We start from the raw sequence: 24622 nt of genomic DNA, 5'->3' as shown, positions 1-24622 counted from the left end.
CCGGTCACAACGGGCGTTTTTGGTGTTATTACTTAAGGGTTTGCGTTCAGATAAGCACGATGCGGATTCGAAAAACTACCGTTACCATAGGCATCCCAGGTAATAGACCAGGTCATCAGACCTCGAAAATCCGGGTGTGCCTGCCCCGGCACATAAGCCCCACAACCAGTGCGCTTGATCAAACAATCTAAAGCAGAATGCACAACGCTACTTGAGGTAAGCCCTGATGAAGCAGCACCGGCTGTGGCTGGCAGTCCGATCGCTACCTGATCGGCACGCAAGCCAGGGAAGAAATTGTTGGCATCTCGTCCAGCTGGAAAACCCGTGATCATCATGTCTGACAACGCCACATGGAAATTGGCGGTTCCGGCGTTGTAGGCAACATCATCAGTGGCCAGGATGGAACCGGAATTGTAGTGCTGTACATGCAACAGATTCAGATCATTACGCAAGGCGTGAATCAAGGGCAGATACGCTCCCCAGATGCCACCGAAATTCGCATAGCCACCCTGGACGTATGCGGTTTCTGGGGCCATTGTGAGGATAAAGTCGGGACCAAAGCGCGCTTTCAACTGACGTGTCGCTTCAATCAAATTCACAATCGCCGGAGTTTGCGGGTTCGCCACAGTATCGCCGGGATTCATGTTTAACGATCCGCCTTCGAGATCTATGTCCATGCCGTCCAAATCATAGCGCGCGATTATATCGCCCATGGTGCGCACAAAGTTATCGCGCTCTGTGACATTATCGAGCGTGATATGCGCGTTTGCACCACCCAGCGAGATAAGCACTTTTTGCCCACGCGCCTGTAACATCTGGACACCCGCCATAAATGCTGCTTCGCTCTCTTCAGCCGGTGCAAACGCCACCTCACCCGGCTGACCACCGAGTTTATTTTCAGCGAATGAAAGGTTTACGATGTCCCAGACATCACTGACCGATCCAATAGGAAGGTAGCCTGCTTGATTCACAAAGTTATGCCAATAACCAACCAATACACGGTGTGGTAATGGACTGCCCGTTGCGCTGCCATCGTTAATATTCGCCACCGTTGACACGGTGGTTGCAGCCCCGTCATTGTCGGTGACGGTTAGCGTGACCGTATAGGTTCCCGTATTGGTGTAACTATGCGAGGCAGATGACTGGTTAGACTGTGCCCCGTCACCGAAGCTCCAGCTATAATTGGCGACACTGCCATCTGGGTCGCTACTGCCTGCGGCAGTGAAGTTAATCATCTGGTTAACCTGGCCATAGTAAGGGCCGTTAATCTCAGCAACGGGCGGTTGATTGTTGCCACTTGTTTGGCAATCACCAAACTCATTCCAGGCATCTCCCCAATGCGCACCGACGCCTGGTTCATATGCCCAAGCTGCGGACGAAGAACACCAGCCCTCAATCAGGCATTCGAAACGCTTGCCGGCATTGGACACCATGTCACCAGCTGCATAACTCGCGCCAGCAACATACGCCGGAACGCCATCACAACTGCCTGGTTCGCCGCCAGAATCGTCACTGATTGCCGCCGAAGTGGAGGCGACGCTGCTGGTGCCTTGATTATCGATAACAGTTAAGGTGACGGTGTAGGTGCCCGCCGTCGTGTAGGTGTGTTGCGGATTGGGCAACGAACTCGAAGCACCGTCGCCAAACTGCCACTGATAGCCTGTAATCGTGCCATCGACATCGGTTGATCCAGCACTGTTGAAATTAAGTGTTTGACCAACCAGCGCCTGATAGGGACCGTTGATTTGTGCACTCGGTGCTTGGTTAGTCGGCGTATCCCCACAAGATCCCAACACGGCCCAGACATCCCATTGTTGCGAATGGTTAATTGGGTTTTGGTTTTGTGTCCACCATTTCGCGCGATAGGCAGATCCCGCATGCTTAACCTGATCATTACCAACGTACACTGTACTGCTGGTCCAGGAAGATAGACTACTGCAGTCGACCGCCAAAGCCGATGCAGGAACAAATAAGAGCGCACCACAATACAGTGCGGTGCATAAACGTAGGAAAGTCATGATTACCTCACTCGTCGACTGACGATCAGAATGTGAGTTGAAAAGAATACTGCCGGGTGACAGTTGGCACCCGGCAGCGCTGCCCTAAAGACAGTGGGGTTAGTTTACAGACCGTCTGAAATAGCTTGGATCAGCTCGCCATTCGCCGTGTCTCCACTAAATTCCCAGAAAAACGCACCACCGAGACCTTGTTGGTTTGCGTAATTCATTTTCCCTTGAATAGTCGCGGGCGTATCGAAGCTCCACCAATTGTTGCCGCAATATGCGTACGCAGTTCCAGCCACGACGCCGGTCGCAGGACATGAATTCTTCAAAACTTTGTAGTCTTCAATGCCCGCCTCGTACGTGCCTTGCGCGGCACCACTGGCGGAGCCACCTGGCGCACTTTGTGACACACCGGTCCAGCCTCGTCCATAAAAGCCAATGCCGAGTAAGATTTTTTCAGATGGCACACCGAAACTCTTCAACAGTTGTACGCCATTATCCGAATGGAAGTCCGCAATCGGAATACCAGGGTAGGCGGTAAGCGGGGAATGTGGTGCCGTAGGCCCATCGGCATCGAATGCGCCGAAAAAGTCATAGGTCATCAACATATAGAAGTCTAGGTATTGCGCAGCTGGGCCATAGTCAGCCGCATTCAACTTAGCACTGCCCGCGCCAATCGCTGAGGTTACTAACTGATTGCCGAAACGAGCACGCAAGGCACCCATTAGCGTTGGATACGCCGCCGGACCACTAGAATCACACGACAAGCCACAGGCGTTAGGGTACTCCCAGTCGATATCAATGCCATCGAACACATCCGACCAGCGCGCATCATTGACGAGGTTGTAGCAGGAATCAGCAAAGGCTTGCGCATTGGCTGCCGCCTGACCGAAACCGCCAGACCAAGTCCAGCCACCAAACGACCACACAACTTTGATGTTTGGATACATGGCTTTCAGTTTGCGAATCTGATTGAAGTTTCCACGCAATGCACCCGCATCCCATGTATCACTGGTACCATCCACACTCGCTCCGGCATCGTAATACTTGTCGTACGCAGCGTACGAATCGCCGATCTTACACTCGCCGTTCTGTACATTACCGAAGGCGTAGACAATGTGCGTTAACTTTTCCGCAGATCCGCTGGTGACCAGGTTTTTGATGTGATAATTACGGCCGTAAACGCCCCACTCGGTAAAATAGCCAACCACCTTCTTATTTCCGGTTGGCGGATTGCTTGTATTGATCGTGGCTGTGGTACTACTGGTATTCGTTGCGCCGTCATCATCTGTCACTGTGAGACTCACTGTGTAGTTTCCAGCAGTCGCGTAGGCGTGTGCCGGAGTCGCTGCACTCGAGCTCGCACCATCGCCAAAATCCCAAGCGTAGCTCACGATATTGCCATCAGAATCCTGCGAACCGGCACTGCTGAAGGCGATGCTGTTACCAACTAAGGCACTGTATGGCCCATTGGCATTGGCAACCGGGTCCAGATTACCGCCAACTGACGAAATCGTCGCCGTGGTTGAGTTGCTTGCAGATGCACCGCCATTGTCAGTCACTGTTAGTGTGACTGTATAATTCCCGGCAGTCGCGTAGGTATGCGTCGGATTCGCACCCGTAGCACTACCTCCGTCGCCAAAACTCCAGCTGTAGCCGACGATTTGACCATCAGGGTCAACCGAGCCGGCACTACTGAAACTAATCGCGGAACCAGCGGTTCCTGAGTAAGGTCCATTGGCATCGGCGCTGGGTGCCGCATTGCCGCTGCAATCACCGACTTCAGACCAGGCATCCTGCCAATGAGCGCCGACACCTGGCTCATACGCCCACGCTGCGGACGAAGAACACCAGCCAGCGACATTGCAAACAAATTCTTTATTTACATTACTCACATGCTGGCCGGCCGAATAGCTCTGCCCGGCTGAATATGTCGGCAAGCCGTTGCATCCGCCGGAGGTGCCACCGGAAATGGTCGCCGACGTCGATGCGCTGCTGGTCGCTCCGTCATCATCCGTCACCGTGAGTGCAACCGTGTAGTTGCCCGCACTGGAATACACATGCGCCGGACTTGCAGCGCTGGAAGAAGCGCCATCACCAAAGTTCCAGGAATACGACACGATCTGACCATCTGAATCACTCGAGCCAGCACTGCTAAAGGCAATATTGCTGCCTACCGTACCGGAGTATGGTCCGTTGGCATTCGCAACCGGGCTTTGATTACTGCCGCCATCACAGAGACCCAGTACACTCCAAGGCTGTCCGGAGCCACTGGGTCCGCTGTTGGTGACGGGGTCATTGCCTTGCGTCCACCAATTGGCACTGTATGCGCTACCATTCGCTTCTACCGTATCACCGCCATTGTAAACCTGAGACGCGCTCCAACTGTTCAGCGAACTACAGTCAACTGCAAACGCGGTGGCCGAGAAAAGCCCGGCGGTAGCGATAGTTAACGATTTGACTAACTTGTACATCTACTAATCCTCCATTAAATAGCCAACCTGTATGTAGGGTTGTCGGCTAAATGAGTAAAAATGCTGAACCACTACTTGAGAGTAGGAACGCAGTAGCAGCAGCATGGCGAATTCGACCAAAGATCACCGCTAACTGGCCGACATAATGACAACGTTGTCCGAATCCTACATGAATTCGACAACGTTGTCTAATGTCTAGTATTTAATTGTGAACGAAATGCGGAGTCAGCGCGGATAAGCTACGATTGCTTGAGTCAATCCATGTCACATCGACGCGGCACAACAGGGACAGATGGCTATTCTAGGATCTCATCGAGAATATCCGAGGTATGCTGGCCCAGTAGCGGTGGAGGCCGGTGATAGCGTATCGGTGTGCGTGAAAACTTGATCGGGTTCGCAACTAATTTCAGCTCTGCGTGCTGAGGATGAGGGAGTGTGACAACCATATTTCGCGCGAGCACCTGCTGATCAGTGAACACCGTGTCGAGCGTATTTATTGGCGCACTCGGCACACCCAATTCATCGAAAAGTTGCCGCCAATCGGCTGTCTCTCTCATCAACATCGCCTCGGCGATAATGGTAACTAACGCGTCGCGGTTGGCAACGCGCTGTTGGTTGGTACAAAATCTAGGGTTTTCTGCCAAACTCGACCAACCTATTGCATCACACAGCTTCGCAAACTGACTATCATTGCCGACCGCCACAATGCAATGTCCGTCTTTAGTTGCAAAACTCTGATACGGGACGATGTTCGGATGTGCGTTGCCCATAGGTTTTGGCACGATGTTACCAACCAAATAGTTACTTGCCTGGTTCGCCATTGTTGACACCGCCACGTCCATGAGCGACATGTCAATGTGCTGACCCAAGCCAGACCGCTCTCGCTCCGCCAGGGCTGCAAGAATGCCGATTGTGGCGTACAAGCCCGTCATGATATCCGTGACAGCCACGCCGACTTTTTGTGGCTCGCCATTGAGCGCTCCAGTCACACTCATTAGTCCACTCATTCCCTGAATTAAGAAGTCATAGCCAGGCCGTTTAGCGTAAGGTCCAGAGTGACCGAATCCTGTAATCGAGCAATAGACGATGCGCGGATTTATGGTCGATACAGTGGTGTAATCGAGTTGATAATCAGCCAACTGTCCGGTTTTGAAGTTCTCGATTATTACATCCGACTCCGCAATTAGCCGGTGTAATTGAGCCTGACCTTGTGCGGATTTAATATCGATGCAAACAGAACGCTTGCCGCGATTAGCGCATAGAAAATATGCACTCTCCCCAGTCTCACCGTCTGTCCGCGAAAGGTTCGGCGGCCCCCAGTGACGCGTGTCGTCGCCTTTTCCGGGCTGCTCAACTTTAATGACATCGGCCCCCAAATCTGCCATCGTTTGCCCAGCCCAAGGGCCGGCCAGAACACGTGAAAGGTCTAACACTCGAATATGAGATAAGGCAGCATTGGTCATCTGAATTCTCGAAATAGTTAAAAAGCAGCGATCCCAGTTTGGGTTCGCGCCAATATTAACGCATGAACGTCGTGCGTACCTTCGTAAGTGTTCACTGTTTGGAGGTTAACCATGTGGCGCATAACCGGATACTCGTCCGAAATACCGTTACTGCCGGCATGTCTCTGACGCACTCATCATCGAAGAACAACCCCTTGATGAATTTTGCCAAAAATTAAGCACAGCGATCAAACACGTTGTTTAGCAAAGCGTTAGGGGTGCTCTGTGGTTGCCCCGCGCAAAAACGTTCCTTAAATGACTCCCGGCCCCTTGTTTTTAGTTTCATTTTAATGAGGGGCGACAAAATCCTAAAAATTGATAAAAACTGAACACGGCGAGCTTGCTATAGTTTTTTGAGTTAGTAACACACCACAGACTCTGTGTACGTGGACAAGTTGACTCACTCAATTGGCGACCTCGTATGACCTTGATACTCAGTGATTTTGCATCCAGGCATGGGCGAACAACCGGCCCGGTAAAATGAAACGCTTTGCCTACGCGACGGTGTTAGCCGCATTCGCACTCGCCCTATGGTGGTTCCAGCGCCCGCACGCCCCCGCTGTGCCTACGAGTGATAAAACACCAAACATCGAAGCGCCGTCCGACGCCATTGCAGGCACCCTGAGCACACCTAAAAAATCTGATTCCACGCTAACGGACCAACCCAGTAGCGTGCCGATATATCACTCGAAAAACTTCCTATCTCAGCTCAATCAACCGTATGCATTTGGTGTTATCCCTCCGTCGTCGGCGCTCGTGTGGACCAGCGCTGGCGACCAAACATTTAAAGTCGCAGACGCGGACGGCAACAATATTCGCACCATTGAAAGCAACTTCGAGGACCCCTACGACCTGACGATTGCATCGTCTTATGGCCATACCCTGCTCTTCATATCTGAAGGCGCGATACATCGCCACTCAGTCGATCATCAAGCCGGGACCCGTCAAGAGCAACGATTGCTCAGCTTGCCGAGTCAGGCTGTTCACGGGCTTGGATTTGATTCTGTGTCTAACACCCTATACCTCGGCGACAGCCTGGGGCGAGCAAAGTTCGCTATCCAGTTTGACGATGAGGGAAATTCCACAATGAAAACCATTACCCTACTCACCCATTCCACACAGGAGGAACCATGACAGCACCACAAACACTCACACCACCCAGGTGGCTCTCTATCACCACAACATTGCTATTGGCAGTAAGTTTACTCGCAATCAGCCCACGTACTAAAGCACAAACAATTGATGGATTTGTCGACCTGCACTCGCATTTGATGGCGGAACACACCTTCGGCGGCAGCTGGTACTGGGGCACCGTTGAAGGCTCGTTGGACTGGGCACTACGACGCTGTGATGGCAACCCGGCGCAGAGTCACGGAGCCATCGAGAACCTTCCGGGTGTGGCCGAATTTATCGCCACGGACACTGGCATCCATCTGGGCAAACGCCGTGGCTATGACCGTCGAAAATGTAAAAAAATCTTCGGCGTTACCATTCCCGGAACCTGTCCGCGACCACACTTTGAACACTGGCCACGACACGATGGACTGGCACATCAGCAAATGTGGCACGGACACCTGAAACAGGCGTTTGATGGCGGCATGAAGGTCATGGTGGTCTCGCTTGCAGAATCCAACTTTCTATGTCGCAATACGCCATCGTCCAAGCGACGCTATGATTGTGACGAGATGGCCTCTGTACACCGCCAACTCGACAAACTAAACCAGTTCGTCGCCAACCATTCCAGCTGGGTTGGCATCGCGCGTTCACCTGCTCAAGCGCGAACTTTGGCAGCGCAGAACAAACTCGCGTTGGTGATAGCTGTTGAGGTCAGCAAGCTGTTTCCAAATGGCAGTATTACTGACCAACTAGACCAACTTTACAACAAAGGTGTTCGATCTGTACAACTTGTCCACCACCACAATAATCGCTTCTCGGGGGCAGCACCAATCCCCAAACTGGTACAGACCGTCGATTTGGTTGAAGTAGTTAAAGGTGAGATGAGCCCGATTAATGACGTCAGTTGTGGCAACAACTGCGATGGTGACACGCATTTAAATACGCAGGGATTGACCGCAGATGGCGCGCAACTGGTGAATGCCATGATTGACCGTGGCATGCTTGTCGACGTAGCGCATGTGTCACGAAAGTCACTCAAACAGATTCACACAATAATGAGTCAGAACAACAATTATCCGATGTTCTATTCACATGCGCATTTATTTGACTCCATTGACGGTAACAAGGATCAGCGCAATGAAAAGTACATCAAGTCAGACGAAATCAGCCTCATCAATGGCACCGGCGGTATGGTGGGCTTGCGTACGGGTCTGGAGGCTGCGACCACCTATAACACCAGTGTTGGCAACTACTGTGACGGTTCCATCCGCTCATTCGCTCAATCGTTGATGGCTGGCGTTGACCAAGGCTTGAGTCTTGGCCTCGGAGCTGACCTGAATGGCTTTATCACCCAGATGAAACCGCGTTGCTACCCCGACAACGACCCGGCAACACAGGATATTCAACGCAAAGGCCTAGCACACGTCGGCTTGCTACCACAGCTGGTGCAGGATCTGCACAACATTGGCGTACCACAACAGTACATAGATCACTTGGATAATTCCGCTGAACGCTTCGTGGTGATGTGGGAACGCGCTCAGACTATCGCGGCTAACAACTAGAACAAACGAACTTTAGGGAAGCGTGCAGGACGCGCGCTTCCCCTTACGCCACCACAAATTAACGCAACATCAACGGCACGCTCAGCGTGACTTCAAACTCACCAAGCAGGCGAGCGCTTAAACCCAGACCATCACTCAATACACACTGCGAATCCTGCAATACTCGTGACTCCAACGCGGGCAGCAGATCCGTCAAGCGTAATTGTTGTGACCGCATTACCACTGGCCGTGCAGGATCCAGACAATAGTCACTGGCGGGTAACCAATCGAATAACGCAATATTCAATGTTTGTTCTGGTAACACACCCTGATGAACAAAGGTGGCATAGTGGCCACCGGTAAATTCGACGGTTGCGCAGCCAGGCACATTCGGGACATTGCCTGAGAGCACCTCAATGGCCGCCAACTTAACACCTTGATCCAGCCGAGTAAGATCCAACACATCACCAGTTAAATACATCGGTTCTGAGGAAAATTGAATGTTGCCCGACAAACCACACACTGAGTGACATAGTCTTGCCATCGCCTCCCAAAGCGTGTGCTCAAATCGCGCAGACATATAGCCTTGAGCGGCGCAAGTAATAAAGGTTTTGGCATCAAACCATTCAAGTTTTGGCTCTAAGTCAGAACGTCGCGCCCGCCCGCGTCGACGTATAACCGGCACCGGCGAGCCGAAATAGTCATGCCGAAATCGGGCCGGAGACCTATCAAACCACTGCCCAAAGGCGCGTGAAAAATTCGCTTGGCTTGAAAAGCCAGACAATACGGCTATTTCTGGTAACCGCGCGTGTGTTTCAGTCAATCGCTTGGCTGCCAGAAACAAACGGTTGCGCAATAAGTACTCTGAAAACGTCTCGCCCATATACTCAGCAAATAAAGCCTGAAAATGCACCGGCGAATAGAAACAGCGTGCCGCCACCTGCTGCAGGGTTAGAGAGTCGTCCAGCGACTGCAACACATACGACACCGCGGCTTCCATCCGTTGCCGGTGTCTTAGTTCAGTCTGGTAGTTGTCTCGCGTACGCAGTGCTCGCCTCCCTCACAGAATCATTGGAGAACAGCGCACGCTTACATGATGGAAAAGCTCAACGTTGATGCGCTCCACTCACTTTGGCTGTCTAGTCTGCGCAGAGCGAGCGCATCAATCAAGTCTGAATCAGTAAAAATCAACACACAAAGGCAATTCGCTAGCCACCACACCGTACCGTGAGCGCGCTTGGGTCTTCCATCAAACGCGCTTGAGGCACGAGCTTGATATCCGCCAACGTCAGATCCAGCTCGCCGTCGGTGCGAATTGCCAATAGTTGTCTGACGCCAGCAAAACGCTGTTCGCTCCGCGCCAGGCATGTGCTGTCTATCACGATGTTCTGCCATGCACCTGGGCTTAGATTTGTCACAGCGGCTGCCACCTCAGGTAGATCGGCACAGGATTGCGCATCACACAGCACCGAAAACGCCACATCTGCCTGTGTCGTGGCGTTTAATTGCGCCGATAACGTCATGACTGCGCTATGCCGTTGGTACGCACTCAAATCCTGTGGAACCTGGGCATTAAGCGCAAATGTCGCACTGCCGACACCGGACCAGTTAAGTCGGCGCGCATCTTCTTGGGCCACTTTGTCGACGGACTGTACAACCAGCATCTCGGTTGGGGTCGAAACCGAATTTCCTTGCATGGCGATTAAGGCTTCGTCGCGCTCCCGCACGACAATCGACCATGGCGCGTTCGCCCGAGAGACGAAGCCCCAAAGTTCATCCAATACACTGTTTGGTTGACGCGCATTACGCTCGTCCAACGGGCCGAGTGGTGGGTTTGTTGACGCATAACTCAATCCATAATCCAGCGGAAACAATGGATCGTATCCAGTCTCATCAAAGTTCAGGCGCGCCTGATTGACGTACTTGGGCCAGCTAAATGAGAGTCGCCCCTGAAAATCAAACGGTGCGTTCCCTGCGGCGTCGGCAACCAACACGTCAGCGACGCCTGCACCTTCAGTTCCGGGTAACCAAGCGACCACGAACGCATCTGATGCATTCACTTCTTTGTTCACCCATAAAGGTCGCCCAGTAATAAACACCGACACCACCGGAATACCTTGCGCCTGGAGCGCCTGCAGTAAGCGCAGATCGCGCTTATCCCCGTACTGGTATTCGATATTAATTAGATCGCCGTGCCATTCTGCATAGGGTTCTTCACCGAATACGACGACGGCGACGTCCGGGCGTCCGGATTCACCAAAATCACTTGGCTCCCAAACGCCATCCGCAGCGTAGAGGCTCTGCCCGCCTGCCTGCTCAATAGCCGACTGCAAACCCACAAGGATACTTGTCGCACCTGGAAAATCGCTGTTTTGATTTCCGGTACCCTGCCAAGTAAGGCTCCAGCCGCCGCTCTGCTTGGCAATGTTGTCAGCCGCATCACCTGCGATTAAAACCCGACTCCCTGGCTTCAATGGCAACACGCCGCCGTTATTCTTTAACAACACCAGCGACTTACGTACCGCCTCTCTGGCTAGCGCACGGTGGTCCGGGTGACCAATTAATCCGACGTCACCCACCAATGGCCGGTCCGCCACCGGACCCGCATCAAACAATCCAGCGATCAGCTTAACACGCAGAATTCGTCGTACCGCATCATCTAACCGCGCAGGCGAAATGTGTCCTTGTTCTACGTCCTTGAGAGTATTTTCGTATAACGCTTTCCAGTGTTCTGGCACCATAAACATATCGAGCCCGGCATTAATTGCTGCAGGGCAACGCGATACATGACACCCTGGAACCTGCTGGTGACCATTCCAATCACCCACCACGAACCCCTCAAACCCCATGCGCTCCTTTAGAACATCAGTAAGTAGATAGCGATGCCCGTGTAATTTATCGCCGTTCCAGGAATTAAATGACGCCATGGTGGTCAAGACGTTGGCATCCAGCGCGGCGATATAACCAGCACCATGCACTTGCCGCAACTCCCATTCACTGGCGACGGTATCACCTCGATCTACCCCCATCGAGGTGCCACCATCCCCCAGGAAATGCTTTGCGGTCGACACAATATGGTTCGGCCCGACCCGCATGGAATTTTTAAACTCACCTTGAATGCCGCGTACCATCTCGCGCGCATACTGGTTTACCAGTTCCGGATTTTCAGAGTAAGACTCATACGTTCGCCCCCAGCGGACGTCACGTGCTACCGCCACCGTCGGCCCAAAGGTCCAGTTCACGCCGGTCGCTGCGACTTCACGCGCGGTCACCTGCCCAATACGATACATCAACGGTAGGTCATTTGCCGCACCCAGACCAATGTTATGTGGAAAAATTGTTGCCCCATAAACATTATTGTTGCCGTGAACAGCATCGGTCCCCCAGATCAGCGGAATGGCGATGTTGCCATCAGACTCATCCATCGATGCAGTATAAAAGGCATCTGCGGTGTTCACCCAGTCATCCAATGAAGCGTACTTGTCATTGTTTGGTGTGGTGCCACCGCCATTCAAAATAGAACCTAAGTGATAGGTTTTAACGTCCTCCGGTGTCACATATTTCAACTCCGGCTGAATAATTTGCCCAACTTTTTCTGCAATACTCATCTGCGCTAACAACGCATCAATCCGAGCTTCAATGACTGGATCTCTACGCGGGCTCATTGCACGTGCCGGCCAGGTTTGTAGATCAAAGCCATTGTCATTGGTGATACTTTCAGTATCGGTTACTTCTTCTTTAGCCGATTGATTGTGTTTGCCCAACAGCAGAACCACGACGCCCAGTGTCACCAAAAGGCAAAGTACAACAGTTTTAAGATTCATAAGACACTAACTTCCTAACCAGCGCTAGATACGATTGGATTACGGGTATGGTGGACCGAACAATGAACGATCCTTGTCGAGAGTTTAAAAAATCGCTCGCTGCACCATCGAGAAAGAGAGGGGAAAAACCTCGATGATGCAACGAACGACGGAGATACCAGACTTAGAAAATTGCGATCGCTCTGAGTCCATAGGTACGTGCATCATTCAGAAAGCGCACATTGGTCGTGTTGCCAACAATGGCTTTTTGCGATGCCACTTCATCGGTAATGTTTTGACCATAAGCCTCAATTCGATAACGACCATCGGCGAAGGTGTAACCAAAACCCACATTGATGGTTGCGAAGCCGTCCTGCTTCTCAGGGTGTCCAACTTCCAACGCCGATAAGCGGTCACCGCTCAGCAGAACGATATCGCGCTCATTGAACTGGCTTAGGAAGTAGTCCGAACGATAACTGGCGAGAATCTGCCAATCAAACGAACCACCACTGAGGTCCACAACCTGTGCCAGACGTACTGTGGCCGAGAAATCAGATTGCAACGGCAGCTTGTTACCCGTCAAGTCAATCAGCGGCGTGATACCACCATTGCCAAAATCTTGCTCACGCACGTCAGCCACCACGCCTTCAGTGACCTCACTGTCCAAAAATGTTGCGAAAACGTCGAGGGACACGTTGTTCTCAAAATTGAATCGGCTTTCAATCTCTAGCCCATACAACTCTGAAGCACCGACATTTCGATTCACCAAGGCAAAGCCATTACACTCTTCTTCCCGCACATCAAAGTTGATGCAGGTTAAATCCTGGAATACCTGATTAGAGTAGTCGTAGTAGAATGCGGTCGCATTGAATACTGCGGGGCCACCAAATGCCTCATAGTCGAGGCGCGACCCAACTTCGTAAACCACAATATCTTCTGGCTCAAACACTTCTGGCAGGAAGCCTTGAAAGCTGTCATTGAATCCACCCGCTTTGTGGCCAGACGACACTTTGGCATACACCATATGCGAATCGGAGACGTCGTACTCAAAACCCAGTCGGAAGTCAGTATAATCTGCTTCAGATTCACCCTGCTGCTGCGCTGGAATTGTCAGATTGGTGTAGGTAAAAAAGCCATCATCCGGACACGTCACAAACCCATTGTCGATATCTGGACGTACAAAACACTCCCCGTTGGGACCACCATTTGCGACCGCAGATATTTGTTGAATGAGCGTATCCCGCGCACCCGGCGTGACAATACCTTCAAGCAGAAATTGCGCTTGCGCCTGTGGTGTATCAAGGCCAGACACATCGAAATTAGGTCGATCCAGCAGTGCCGGAACAAATCCTTCGGTACCCAAGCGCGTCGCCACACAACAGGCGAAATCTCGACCACCCAGTGTCAGCGCCCAGTTACCGCCAATGCCATAACGTGATTTTGATTCGTCGGTATAACGCAACCCAGCCATCCCGCGGAAGCGATCTGAAAAATCAAACGTCATGTCGCCGTAAATTGCGAACGCATCGCCATCCACGTCCGGCATCGTGAACTCGGTTCCCGAGTAACAACAGTAGCCTTTATCTGCCAGAGAGAAGAAACCCACTTCTTGGTCTTCAGAGAAACCGAAAACACCGGTAGACCATTGGAGACGACCATCCGTATTGGAGCTTAAGCGCAACTCTGCAACCAGGGCTTCTGATGTCGAGGCCCAGAATTGGCCACTGAAGTTATCCTCATCCAGTGCTCCAACACCGTCATAAGCAATACCGTCCGACGCCGCATTTCGTTGATAGAAATCGACGGTACGAAACGACGTGTTAACTTCGAGGTCAACGCTGTCGAATGACTTCTTGAACACAGCCTGGATGCCAGCGATTTCATTTTCCATTTCACCCTGCAATCCGCGGTAACGCACATCACGCAGATTCAGATCAGACGGGCGCAGCCCCGTATCTCGCACCGCGGCGTTAATGTTTGTGCCCGGGTACCCGGTACCCGCTTCCTCGGCGTAATCCGCGACGATTGACAAGCTAGCCGTATCGCTCAGCTCATTTAGGTAAGTCAGACGAATTCCTTTATCTTCCTGTAGACCCGCTGGGTCCAAAGACTGCGTGCCGGCATTATTGAACCCATAGTCACGCTCTTGATAATAACCAGCGATACGCAGTGCGCTGCTGTCCGACAACGAAACGTTGGTGGCACCTTCCGCCCCATAGCCGCCACGACTGGCAACCTCTGCCTGAAAATAACCGTCTTTTTCATCAAAAGTCGGCTTTTTGGTAATGATATTCAGTGTGCCAGCCAGTGCATTACGTCCGTATAGGGTTCCCTGCGGGCCTTTATTAACCTCAACACGCTCCAAGTCGTAGAACATGCCGCCTAATCCACGCGGACGCGGAATGTAGACGCCATTTAAGTGCGGTGCCGCACCTGGGTCACCCAACTCAGTATTGTTCGCAGAACCTACGCCACGGATAAACAACTCAACATTCCCTTCCTGATTGGCGATGCTTAAACCGGGTACAGCGAGCTGCAACTGACGAAACTCGGTAATGCCGGCGCTACGAATCTCATCGGCGGATAAGCTTTGGACCACGCCCGATACATCTTGAATGCTTTGCTCTCGACGATTCGCGGTCACTATGATTTCTTCAATATCATAGGGATTCACTTCGGCATTATCGTCTTCCTGCGCCTGCAAAGCCGCCGAACTCAACAGCGTCAGACTCGCAAACCCTAAACTAAGTGCAATTCGGGACAGTCGAGTGACGCCCCTGGCCAGTGGCCTCGTTGTTGTATTTTTCATTATTATCTCCTCCCATTAATGGATTGGCTTGGTATCCAAGCAGGTCTACGTTAGTGTATTTCACTTTAGGCGGTCGACAAACATTCGGTTCGGACCTGAAATTGAACGTTCAACTTTCGGTAAACCGAAAGTTGAACCAATACAACCAGGCCGCTCAGCGCTTCAGTTTGTCTAGCATTGCGTTCAAATTCCGGCCTACTCCGAAAGTTGAACTTATCACCAGTGCGGCTTCGACCATAATCCCCGCAACATAATAATGATACAGGGACTCAGTCTCGTGAATACAACCACCACTACGACTCGAAGCACACCTTTGAGCACCAAGGAGAAGCTCGGCTACGGGCTAGGCGACGCTGGATTTAATCTATACTGGACCACCATTGCGTCGTTTATCGCAGCGTTTTACACTGACGTCTTCGGCATCAGCGCTGCGGCTGCCGGGACCATGTTATTGGTGACCAAGATCTTTGACGCTTTCACGGACCCGGTCATGGGTGCCGTAGCAGATCGTACCCGCACGCGTTGGGGTAAGTTTCGCCCTTTCCTGATATGGGGCGGCGCGCCACTGGCACTGGCCGCGTTAATGACGTTTACCACGCCCGAACTCGGTGCTCTGGGCCGACTGGTCTGGGCTTACGTGACCTATTCGGTGATGATGATCTGTTACACGATTGTCTCCACACCTTATTCTGCGCTGTCGGGCGTCATGACATCACGTAGCCAGGATCGCACCTCGCTAATCAGCATCCGCTTTATTTTTGCCTTTGGTTGCGGTGCGCTCGTTAATCGCTATACCTTACCGTTAGTTGAACAGTTCGGTCAGGGTGACCCCGCTCGTGGCTGGCAGTTGACGATTGGCCTCTACGGCATACTGGCGACGCTGGTCTTTCTTCTGACCTTTCTCAGCACGAGAGAACGCATCGCGCCACCGATAACACAACAAAGCCATGCCGTCGGGGATTTAAAAGACCTGCTCGACAACAAACCTTGGTTGATTCTGTTCGCGTTGGCACTGATTATCATGCTGACCATTACCATGCGTGCGGGCTCTTCGTATTACTATTTTAACTACTATCTCGTAAAGCCAGAGCTCTTGTCGTCGTACCTTTTCTGGCAGATGATTTTCTACGCCGTTGGCGCAGCATGCACACCGTTGATGACGCGCTTTATCGACAAAGCCAAGCTGCTCATGTTACTGATGGCTTTGACTGCCACGTTCTCTATTTGTCTGTACTTTGTACCCAAAGATGGCATTCCGCTTATTTTTACTCTCAATTGCCTGATCAGTTTGTGTTTAGGACCCAAATCGCCACTGACTTGGTCGATGTACGCCGACACCGCCGATTATACGGAATGGAAAACGGGACGCCGTGCGACAGCCATGACGTTTGCCGCCGCCACATTTTCACAAAAACTGGGTGGCGCGTTCGGATCTGCGATCATGCTATGGCTGCTTGCACTACTCGGATATCAGGCGAACCAAGCGCAAGCCGGGTCGTCACTGGTGGGCATCAATCTATTACAAACCGTCATCCCCGGCGTATTTGCCCTTATAGCGGCAGTGCTGGTCACACGTTACACACTGACCGGTAAGCGTTTGCGGCAAATACAGCTTGATCTCGAGACACGTTAACCATGCGCTTAGCTCACCAGAAAGACAAGACCGTCAGCTTGTTCGACCCACAGGCTGTCCCCACCGCTGGCAGTTACCTATGGAACGCCCATACTTTGCTGCAAGTGAATTGCCAAGGCTACGCCAATGCGCAGTTCTTACAACCCGAACCGGCTAAATACGCCAGTGGTCCGAGCCTTGAAGCCACCACATTTATGCAACCAGAGCAGCCGATTTTCGAGCACAGCCCTGGTCGCTTCGTGTACGTGAAAGACGCTCGGGACGGTGGGCTCTTCTCGCTGCCGTTTGCGCCGAGCAAACAGACCTTTGAACACTTTGAATTTCAGTGCGCCAATGATGCAATCTATTGGCATATCACGCATCGAGGGTTGCGGTTATCTTGGCAGGTATCTTTGCACGCCGAGTTAGCAGTAGAGGTCTGGACCCTCACCATCAGCGCCTTGGACACTGCAAAGCAGATCGATATCTACCCGTACTTTCCATTTGGTTATCGATCCTGGATGAATCAATCTGCGGATTTTGATTCCGACCTGAACGGTATTATCTGCCGTAGCGTGACGCCGTACCAAAAGACCGCTGATTATTTCAAACAAAAAGAGTTTAAAGACCTCAGTTTTTTGCTAGCTGATCAACCGCCAATCAGTTGGGACGCAAGACAACAGGCATTTGAAGGCAACGGCGGTTTACGTGCCCCCCAGGGCGTGATGCAACCGCAACTGTCACAAAGCAGTGCTCATTACGAACTTCCGACTGCCGCACTACACTACCAGCTTAGCTTGACTCCCGGAGGCGAGAAAACATTTCGCTTCGCGTTTGGGCCCGCCAACAATCGCGCCGAAATCGAAGCGATTCGTGCAACGGTTTTTAGGCAAACACCAAAATTGGCGAAACCGAACTGGTACGCTGACCAGACTCTACAAATGCAGTCGAACGACCCGCAATTAGATGCATTTGTGAATTTCTGGTTACCACGACAAATTGCCTACCACGGCGACTTGAACCGCCTGACGACCGATCCCCAAACGCGAAACTACCTTCAAGACGCGATGGGGCTTTGTTACCTGGCTCCCGCTAAAGCGCGCCAGATGCTGCTCACCACTCTGGGACAACAATACGCGGACGGGGCTCTGCCGGATGGCGTTTTGCTGCACGCCAATGCATCACTTAAATACATTAACCAAGTGCCGCATACTGACCATGCGGTCTGGCTGCCCATCGCCCTGCAGGCTTACTTACAATGCAGCAATGACACCGACGTCTTCGATCTAAACTTACCGTTCGCGGACAGTTCAGAAACCGCCAGCGTATTTACCCATTGTGAGCGCGCGCTGAGTCATTTGTTGGCAGCGCGCGATCATCGACAGTTAAGTTTAATTGGCCAAGGGGATTGGTGTGATCCGATGAACATGGTCGGCTATCAAGGTAAGGGGGTCTCTGCTTGGCTCACTTTCGCAACAATTTACGCGCTACAAACCTGGTTACAAATTTGTGCCCGGCTGGGACGCACAAATCAACGAGCATTCTGGCAACAAGCGATTGATGACATGACCACCGCCGCGAATACCCATTTTTGGCACGGTGACTGGTTCGGGCGAGGCATCACAGATGCGGGGCGACTATTTGGGATTGATGGTGACGAGGAAGGCGCTATTTTTCTTAACCCGCAAACTTGGGCCTTGTTAAGCCAGTGTGTGAATGAAGAACAGCAAACGAGCATGTTGGCCGCCGTGACACATCATTTAGAAACGCCCTATGGTGTTGAACTGGTTACCCCGGCGTTCACTCAGATGCATGAAGACATCGGTCGCGTGACGCAAAAGTTTCCTGGAACAGCCGAGAATGGCTCGGTTTATAACCACGCAGCGGCGTTTTATATTTATGCCCTGTATACCATTGGCGAAGCCGATCACGCGTATCGCCTCATACGTAAAATGATACCCAGTTTGGACGAACCGGACCTCACTCAACGCGGACAGCTACCGAATTTCATCCCGAATTACTACCGAGGGGCGAGTCGGCAGTTTCCGCGCACCGCTGGCCGCTCGAGCTTACTGTTTAACACCGGAACCGTGCATTGGCTCTACCGGAGTTTGGTTGAGGGCTTGCTAGGGATACTCGTTACCGCTAACGGAGTACGGTTCGCGCCACAGCCACCCAGCACCTTACGTCACATGCAGGCATGTAAACACATTGCCGGGGTACAATTGGACATCACCATTGAACGAACATCGTCGGCAACATGTCAGCAGACCTATGTGGACGGTGTACGGTTACCACAGAACGAGCTGTCACAGTTAACTGTTGGTAAGCAGTATTCTGTACAGATCCAATTGCCAGCGACTACTCAGCCCTAATGGACAAGCCGAATTTAGTCATTTGCATGGGTGTGAGCGGGACTGGAAAATCCACCTTGGGGCGCGCATTGGCGTCACAGTTGCGCTGGCTGTTTATCGAAGCTGATGATTTCCATTGCGCGGAGAATAAAGCGTGGATGGCCAGTGGCAAACCCTTAACCAATACTATGCGCGAGCCTTGGATCAAGGCGTTATTAACTGAGCTCGAGTTACGGTGTGCTGCACAACAAAACTGCGTACTCGCCTATTCCGGGTTGGTTCGGGCGCACCGCGATCGTTTTCGTGCTCTACACTTTCAGATTCAGTTTGTGCACCTATCGGCGTCTCCCGAAGTCTTGGAAAGTCGATTGGCCGAACGACAAAATCATTTTATGCCCACCTCTTTGCTAACCAGTCAACTTGCAACTTTGGATATCTCAGCCGACGAACCAGACGTGCTAACACTTGACGCCCAACGCCCCACCTCAACATTGGTCACCTTAGTACAAAAAGCATTACAGCACGCTTAATTCAGAGCGACTATTTGCAAGAATACGATTACTACTACACGCTTGGATTGGCTATACTGCCGTAAAAAGAAGAAAAGAGGGCGGTTGGATTGGAACGGTTAATTTTTAACACGCACGATATTGTGCTGCTCGTTACGATTTATCAGTGCGCGTTATTCGCTATGCTGTTGTTTGTGGTGCGACACCAGCGACGAATGGCGGACTATTTCCTGGTCGGTTTTTTACTGACTCAGGCAGCCATCCCACTGCACATTTTGGTGAATTACGGCACCGAATTCCGCTATATCGCGCTGAATATCTCGCCTGATCTCTACCGCGTGTTTGAAATTGCGTACTGGCTCGAGGGGCCATTATTGCTTTGGTATACACGTGCGCTGGTATACAAAAATTACCAACTCACACGCATCGATCTGTTGTTTTTACTGCCAGCGGCAGTCTATTTAATCTGGATCTGGTTTGAGTTTTACACGCTGCCATTCCAGATAAAAGTTGAGTTTTTACGCAACTACCACACAGAACAAGCCAACTTTCTGCGCCATGCCGAAGGGTTTATCCGAGAGTGCCTGCGTGTATTTTTCAGCATTTTGTGTCTGATCGAAATCCACCAGTTTCGAAAACAAATTCGGCATCGTTATTCCAGCCTGGAAAATATCGATCTGGGCTGGTTAAACCTGTTGGTGATTGGGTTCACCATCATTCGTTGCTGGGCCGTGTTTGTAGCCGCCGCAATTATTCTAAATGTCCACGGCGGCATTCCCATCGACTTCAGTTTAATGGGCTTAACAGGCAACTACGCCACCCTGGGGCTGGTTACGGCATTGATCTTTTTTAGTCTCAGCCGTTCACGCTTGTTTGAAGGCGTGATTACGGTGGAGGAAAGCAACTCCGAACACGTGGAGTTTGAGTGCGACGAAGTTGCACGCATTGAAGCCCACATGGCGAACCAAAAGCCATTCCTCCAACATATCCTGACTCTGGAGCAGCTCGCCCGACAACTGGAGCTCCCAACGCGAACTTTATCGAATATCATCAACCGTCACTTTAAACAAAACTTCTTCGAATTCATCAATCGCTACCGGATCGAAGAGTCGAAGCGCCTGCTGCAAGACCCAGATCTTGCCCAATTGACGATGATCGAGGTAATGTCAAAAAGTGGTTTTAACAGCAAAGCCACCTTTAACACATTTTTCAAAAAACTCGTCGGCGTTACCCCGAGTCAATATCGTAAGCAGAGCCTGGATAGTTAGTACCGAACACAGGCTCGATTCAGGCTACGCTCACCCCGGTTCAGCATAGCCTGAGACGCTTACTTCACACCAAAGGCTAAGAGTTCGATCTTGGCTGCCGCGACGTACAGCGCACTTGCCTCGGTTGCCAAGGAGTCGGGCGGAATCATTGATGGCCAATGCGCTTCCAGTGCGTCCAGGTGCGCCAGCGCGGCTTCTTTGGCGTCACGCTCGCCGCCATTGGCGACAGAAATATCACTCACTATCCGCTTGCTGACAGTGGTGAAACCGAGAGCATCCTGATACTCATGTGCGTTTTCCATCTTCCCGTCGACCACTGCAATGGCATACTCCTCACCCGCGACACGCATGATTTCTGCCACCAGTTTCAATTGTTGTGCCACTGAGATACTCGCCACATTGACCGCCTTTTCATTCGCAGTAATTGCTTCAACCACAGCCGCGTAGGCTGCAGACACCACGGCATCGCCTTGCTCCTGTTCCACCGCCGTCGATAAGGTGGTTAACTGCGCAGCAAAGCCTCTAACACCCCGCGCTTTAAAGGCGGGTTCCACGGCGGCATACAGTTCACTCTCTGGGTGCTTCATATGCATTTTAGCGTGCTCAAAATGACCTGCTTGGTAAAGCGCGTTGCCAACAAACAGATGGCCGCGCATCAATGCCAACTGAGTTAGATAAGCAAGATCGTTGGTCGCCAGATCAACGGACCCAGCTCCCTCACCTTCGCCTTCGCCCTCACCTTCCACCACGGAAGCTGTTTGCTCCAAGGCCACCTTGGCTTGCTGCTCTATGTCAGTAGCCGTATCACTGTTTGAGTCACAGCCCGCGATCCCAACACTCGCGACACTCACCAGCGTAATCTTGTTGATACTCATCCAGAGTTTAGTTCGTTTAATCATAGTTTCAGTACAACCTCGTGGGGGAATTGGATTATTGCTAAGATTGGTGTCTATTGTTTTTAATCACAATCAGAACCCCGCTTAGTATGGCCTTTTTAATTGAAAACGCAATTGATAATCATTCTCTTCTAGCAATTCAAGACGCTGTGGCTGACTCAAGCCTATACCAAGATGGCAAGCTCACAGCGGGTAAGTCCGCTCGCCAGGTTAAACAGAACCTGCAAGCCGACCCCGAAGCGGCTGCCATTCTAGGTGTGAAACAGAAAATTGAAACTGCACTGGCGTCGCACCCCTTGCTAAAACGCGCTGTCTACCCCCAGCGATTCGCCAAGATCATTATCAGTCGGTACCAACCGGGCATGGAATACGGTGCTCATATTGATGAGGCCTGTATAGACAATACGCGCACCGACATCGCATTTACTTTGTTTTTATCTGACCCCGATACCTATTCCGGAGGCGAACTCGAAATTCACAAATCGGACGGCATCGAGCAAATCAAACTACCAGCGGGGAGTGCTTATGTGTATTCCGCAGACACTATTCACCGCGTAACCCCCGTCACGGCCGGAGAGCGATTCGCCGCGATTGGATGGATTCAAAGCAAAATCCGACTTGCCGCCCACCGTCAGACCTTGTTTGATCTTAGTCAGGCGCTGGAATTGCTTCCAAGAAACGAGCAGAATACCGCCGCTCGTCTGAACATACTAAAAGTTAAAAGCAATTTGGAACGGCTCTGGTGCGACTGATTTATGCTTCGGAGTGGTGCGAGTCGGATTCGGCAACGATTGAAATTTTGTCAGTGGGTTTGGATAGCATGCGAACCGGCAAGACCTCGTGCTGCGAGTATCCCCTGGGAGGTTGACCGCTCATACTCGCGTCAAGCAGATCAACAACGGCAAGTCGCATTGATTTGGCGCCAACTCGTTCGGAATCGTATTATTGATTACTAAACAACAAAAAAGTTGAATCCAAACGCATCAGTATTGCATCCAATATCAAGATGATTCGCTCATCTTGACGGTCAAGTCACCTGATTTTGATAGTTATTCAGGTGTTCCACTTAGCACTGATGATTAAAAATCAGGAGATTTTGAATGACACATCAAGCTTTCAACTCACAGCAACTCAGCCACCAGATAGGATGGTCGCTGATATTGTTGATCGTATTAGGAATAGCAAGCGCACTCTTTATCACGCCAGGTATAGATGTAAACCTCAGCGCTGATATTGCTGGGACGGCCGAAAACATGCTAACGGCAGAACTTAGGCTACACGCTGCAGCCTATCTCTCCGTGCTACAAATTCTGCTGGAGATGTTTATCGCAATCGGTTTTTTTCTACTCTTGCGTGATCACGGCCTAGTGCTTGCATCATGGAGTTTAGTTCTCGCCATCATTACCGGAGTGATTGCCCTGCTGGGGGCAGTTTACGCATTAAATTCAGCGCTGATTGCCGGTAATTCTGCGTTTGATTCGATCGCTAGCGGCAATCAACGGTCACTTCTGATCAGCCTGCAAGTGACCTCAGACTACACCTCTTTCCACTTGGGTCTGGTTCTTGGTAGCATTTCGAAAGCCGGTGTGTTCTGGCTATTTTTGCGTTCAAGACTGATACCAAAGCTGCTCGCAGCGTGGGGCGTCTTTGCATCTTTGTTTGTGGTGCTGGCATTGATCGGCCGAGATTTTCTGCCAGTATTAGGTCACGCTACCGTCACGGGGGCATTTATGGCCTGCAATTTGGTGGCTGTCGTGGCCCTTGGTCTAGTGCTAGGAGTTCGAGGAGTTAATACCCTGAATAAATGAAGGGGGCGCTTACTCGCTTGGCTCGACGTGGACAACAACGTCATGAATATCGAATTGACGCTTCAATAACGCTTCGATTTGTTCGGTAACGTGATGCGCATTCACGGTCGGCATAGTTGGGTCGACCGTGATAATCACGTCGGCATAATTACCATCTTTCGTATTTCTGGCGCGCACTTGACGCACGCGTTCGACCTGACCGACTTTTTCGATCTCCGCCGCCAACTCAGCTGGAGGATGCTGTGAAGCATCAACCAGAATTGGAACGGCGCGCAGCAATAAGCGAAAAGCGAGAACTAAAATAACGACCGCCACGACGATGGCCATCAGGGTATCCACCCAATAGTAACCAAGTGCTGCAAATTGCCAGCCTCCGATCACAGCAACCGTTGTAAGCACGTCACTCAACGTGTGTTTGGCATCGGCCTGAAGCAGATCAGAATCCAACCGACTCGCCCAATAATGTTCCCAGGCAGTTAATGCGACGTTACACCCTAACGCAACTAACAGGACCACCATACCAATCCCACTCTGCGCGACATGTTCGCCATAATTCCGAATTGCATTCGACACCAACTCTAAAGCCACCACACTGAGCAATACCGCCAAACTGAATACCGCCAAATGCTCAAATTTACGGTGACCATAATGATGGTCGGCGTCACTGGGCTGTTCAGATAAACGAATAGCAATCAATGCAATGCCGTTGTTTGCCAAGTCAGTCAGAGAGTGTAGTGCGTCGCTAATAATGGCACTCGAATTGGTAATCATGCCCACCGTCAACTTAATCATCATTAAGACGATGTCGGTCAGCGCTTCGATGATCAGGACAGTTTTTACCTTCATGCCGTTCGCAGGTCGGATTCAATTAATACATTAGAACATAGCGACACGTCGTAGACCGTGATCCAGATCAACATACGCCTT

Annotated in this window: 16 protein-coding genes and 2 pseudogenes; 8 read left to right on the top strand and 10 right to left on the bottom strand. The window is 51.5% G+C overall.

Going from position 1 to position 24622, the window contains the following annotated elements; genetic code table 11:
- Positions 1–32 precede the first annotated feature (32 nt).
- The 5 genes and pseudogenes from IE055_RS01475 to IE055_RS17990 all read right to left on the bottom strand — a co-directional run.
- The gene (locus IE055_RS01475; protein ID WP_189398233.1) at positions 33–2018 is read right to left on the bottom strand and encodes a PKD domain-containing protein; all 1986 of its coding nucleotides are present in this window, start codon (positions 2016–2018) and stop codon (positions 33–35) included.
- A 104-nt stretch (positions 2019–2122) separates the two neighbouring features.
- Positions 2123–3898 carry a glycosyl hydrolase family 18 protein gene (locus tag IE055_RS01470; protein WP_229794142.1) on the bottom strand — a complete coding sequence of 592 codons (1776 nt, stop codon included), beginning with the start codon at positions 3896–3898 and terminating at the stop codon, positions 2123–2125.
- Between the two features lie 90 nt (positions 3899–3988).
- Positions 3989–4477 (bottom strand): annotated as a pseudogene (locus IE055_RS18025) (PKD domain-containing protein); the annotation flags it as partial.
- Between the two features lie 296 nt (positions 4478–4773).
- Positions 4774–5940: a CaiB/BaiF CoA transferase family protein gene (locus tag IE055_RS01465; protein WP_189398231.1), complete on the bottom strand. Its 1167-nt coding sequence runs from the start codon at positions 5938–5940 to the stop codon at positions 4774–4776.
- Between the two features lie 17 nt (positions 5941–5957).
- Positions 5958–6095, bottom strand: a pseudogene (locus IE055_RS17990) (acyl-CoA dehydrogenase family protein); the annotation flags it as partial.
- 364 nt (positions 6096–6459) lie between these two features.
- Between IE055_RS17990 and IE055_RS01455 the strand changes: the two are divergent.
- Both IE055_RS01455 and IE055_RS01450 read left to right on the top strand, forming a co-directional pair.
- On the top strand, positions 6460–7113 hold the full coding sequence (locus tag IE055_RS01455) for an NHL repeat-containing protein (protein ID WP_189398230.1): 654 nt from the start codon (positions 6460–6462) through the stop codon (positions 7111–7113).
- Positions 7110–8657, top strand: coding sequence for a membrane dipeptidase (locus IE055_RS01450; protein WP_189398229.1), 1548 nt, complete (start codon positions 7110–7112; stop codon positions 8655–8657). The genes IE055_RS01455 and IE055_RS01450 overlap by 4 nt, the downstream gene beginning before the upstream one ends.
- Before the next feature lie 58 nt (positions 8658–8715).
- On the opposite strand, the gene IE055_RS01445 is transcribed toward IE055_RS01450, so the two are convergent.
- The 3 genes from IE055_RS01445 to IE055_RS01435 all read right to left on the bottom strand — a co-directional run bounded on the left by IE055_RS01445 (position 8716) and on the right by IE055_RS01435 (position 15248).
- Positions 8716–9636 carry an AraC family transcriptional regulator gene (locus tag IE055_RS01445; protein WP_189398228.1) on the bottom strand — a complete coding sequence of 307 codons (921 nt, stop codon included), beginning with the start codon at positions 9634–9636 and terminating at the stop codon, positions 8716–8718.
- 208 nt (positions 9637–9844) lie between these two features.
- A complete protein-coding gene (locus tag IE055_RS01440; protein ID WP_189398227.1) occupies positions 9845–12460 on the bottom strand; it encodes a glycoside hydrolase family 3 protein in 2616 nt (871 codons plus the stop codon).
- A gap of 163 nt (positions 12461–12623) precedes the next feature.
- Positions 12624–15248 carry a TonB-dependent receptor gene (locus tag IE055_RS01435; RefSeq protein ID WP_189398226.1) on the bottom strand — a complete coding sequence of 875 codons (2625 nt, stop codon included), beginning with the start codon at positions 15246–15248 and terminating at the stop codon, positions 12624–12626.
- 277 nt (positions 15249–15525) lie between these two features.
- Here IE055_RS01435 and IE055_RS01430 point away from each other — a divergent pair, with 277 nt between their 5' ends.
- From IE055_RS01430 to IE055_RS01415, 4 genes are all read left to right on the top strand, one after another.
- On the top strand, positions 15526–16881 hold the full coding sequence (locus IE055_RS01430) for an MFS transporter (RefSeq protein ID WP_229794068.1): 1356 nt from the start codon (positions 15526–15528) through the stop codon (positions 16879–16881).
- 2 nt (positions 16882–16883) lie between these two features.
- Positions 16884–19235 carry a GH36-type glycosyl hydrolase domain-containing protein gene (locus IE055_RS01425; RefSeq protein ID WP_189398224.1) on the top strand — a complete coding sequence of 784 codons (2352 nt, stop codon included), beginning with the start codon at positions 16884–16886 and terminating at the stop codon, positions 19233–19235.
- A complete protein-coding gene (locus tag IE055_RS01420) occupies positions 19235–19744 on the top strand; it encodes a gluconokinase (RefSeq protein WP_189398223.1) in 510 nt (169 codons plus the stop codon). The genes IE055_RS01425 and IE055_RS01420 overlap by 1 nt, the downstream gene beginning before the upstream one ends.
- Positions 19745–19833: 89 nt before the next feature.
- Complete coding sequence (locus IE055_RS01415) at positions 19834–20991, top strand: helix-turn-helix domain-containing protein (RefSeq protein WP_189398222.1); 1158 nt, start codon at positions 19834–19836, stop codon at positions 20989–20991.
- Between the two features lie 59 nt (positions 20992–21050).
- On the opposite strand, the gene IE055_RS01410 is transcribed toward IE055_RS01415, so the two are convergent.
- A complete protein-coding gene (locus IE055_RS01410) occupies positions 21051–21890 on the bottom strand; it encodes a 4-helix bundle domain-containing protein (RefSeq protein ID WP_189398221.1) in 840 nt (279 codons plus the stop codon).
- Positions 21891–21976: 86 nt separating this feature from the next.
- Between IE055_RS01410 and IE055_RS01405 the strand changes: the two genes are divergently transcribed.
- The gene (locus IE055_RS01405; protein ID WP_189398220.1) at positions 21977–22639 is read left to right on the top strand and encodes a Fe2+-dependent dioxygenase; all 663 of its coding nucleotides are present in this window, start codon (positions 21977–21979) and stop codon (positions 22637–22639) included.
- A 348-nt stretch (positions 22640–22987) separates the two neighbouring features.
- On the top strand, positions 22988–23695 hold the full coding sequence (locus IE055_RS01400) for a DUF4386 domain-containing protein (protein ID WP_189398219.1): 708 nt from the start codon (positions 22988–22990) through the stop codon (positions 23693–23695).
- Positions 23696–23704: 9 nt separating this feature from the next.
- On the opposite strand, the gene IE055_RS01395 is transcribed toward IE055_RS01400, so the two are convergent.
- Complete coding sequence (locus tag IE055_RS01395; RefSeq protein WP_189398218.1) at positions 23705–24541, bottom strand: cation diffusion facilitator family transporter; 837 nt, start codon at positions 24539–24541, stop codon at positions 23705–23707.
- Positions 24542–24622: the final 81 nt, after the last annotated feature.

It is taken from the genome of Arenicella chitinivorans (genome assembly GCF_014651515.1).
In the GTDB taxonomy this organism is placed as follows: domain Bacteria; phylum Pseudomonadota; class Gammaproteobacteria; order Arenicellales; family Arenicellaceae; genus Arenicella; species Arenicella chitinivorans.
The sequence above is the reverse complement of the archived record's forward strand: the minus strand, read 5'-3'. Positions and strand labels throughout refer to the sequence as shown.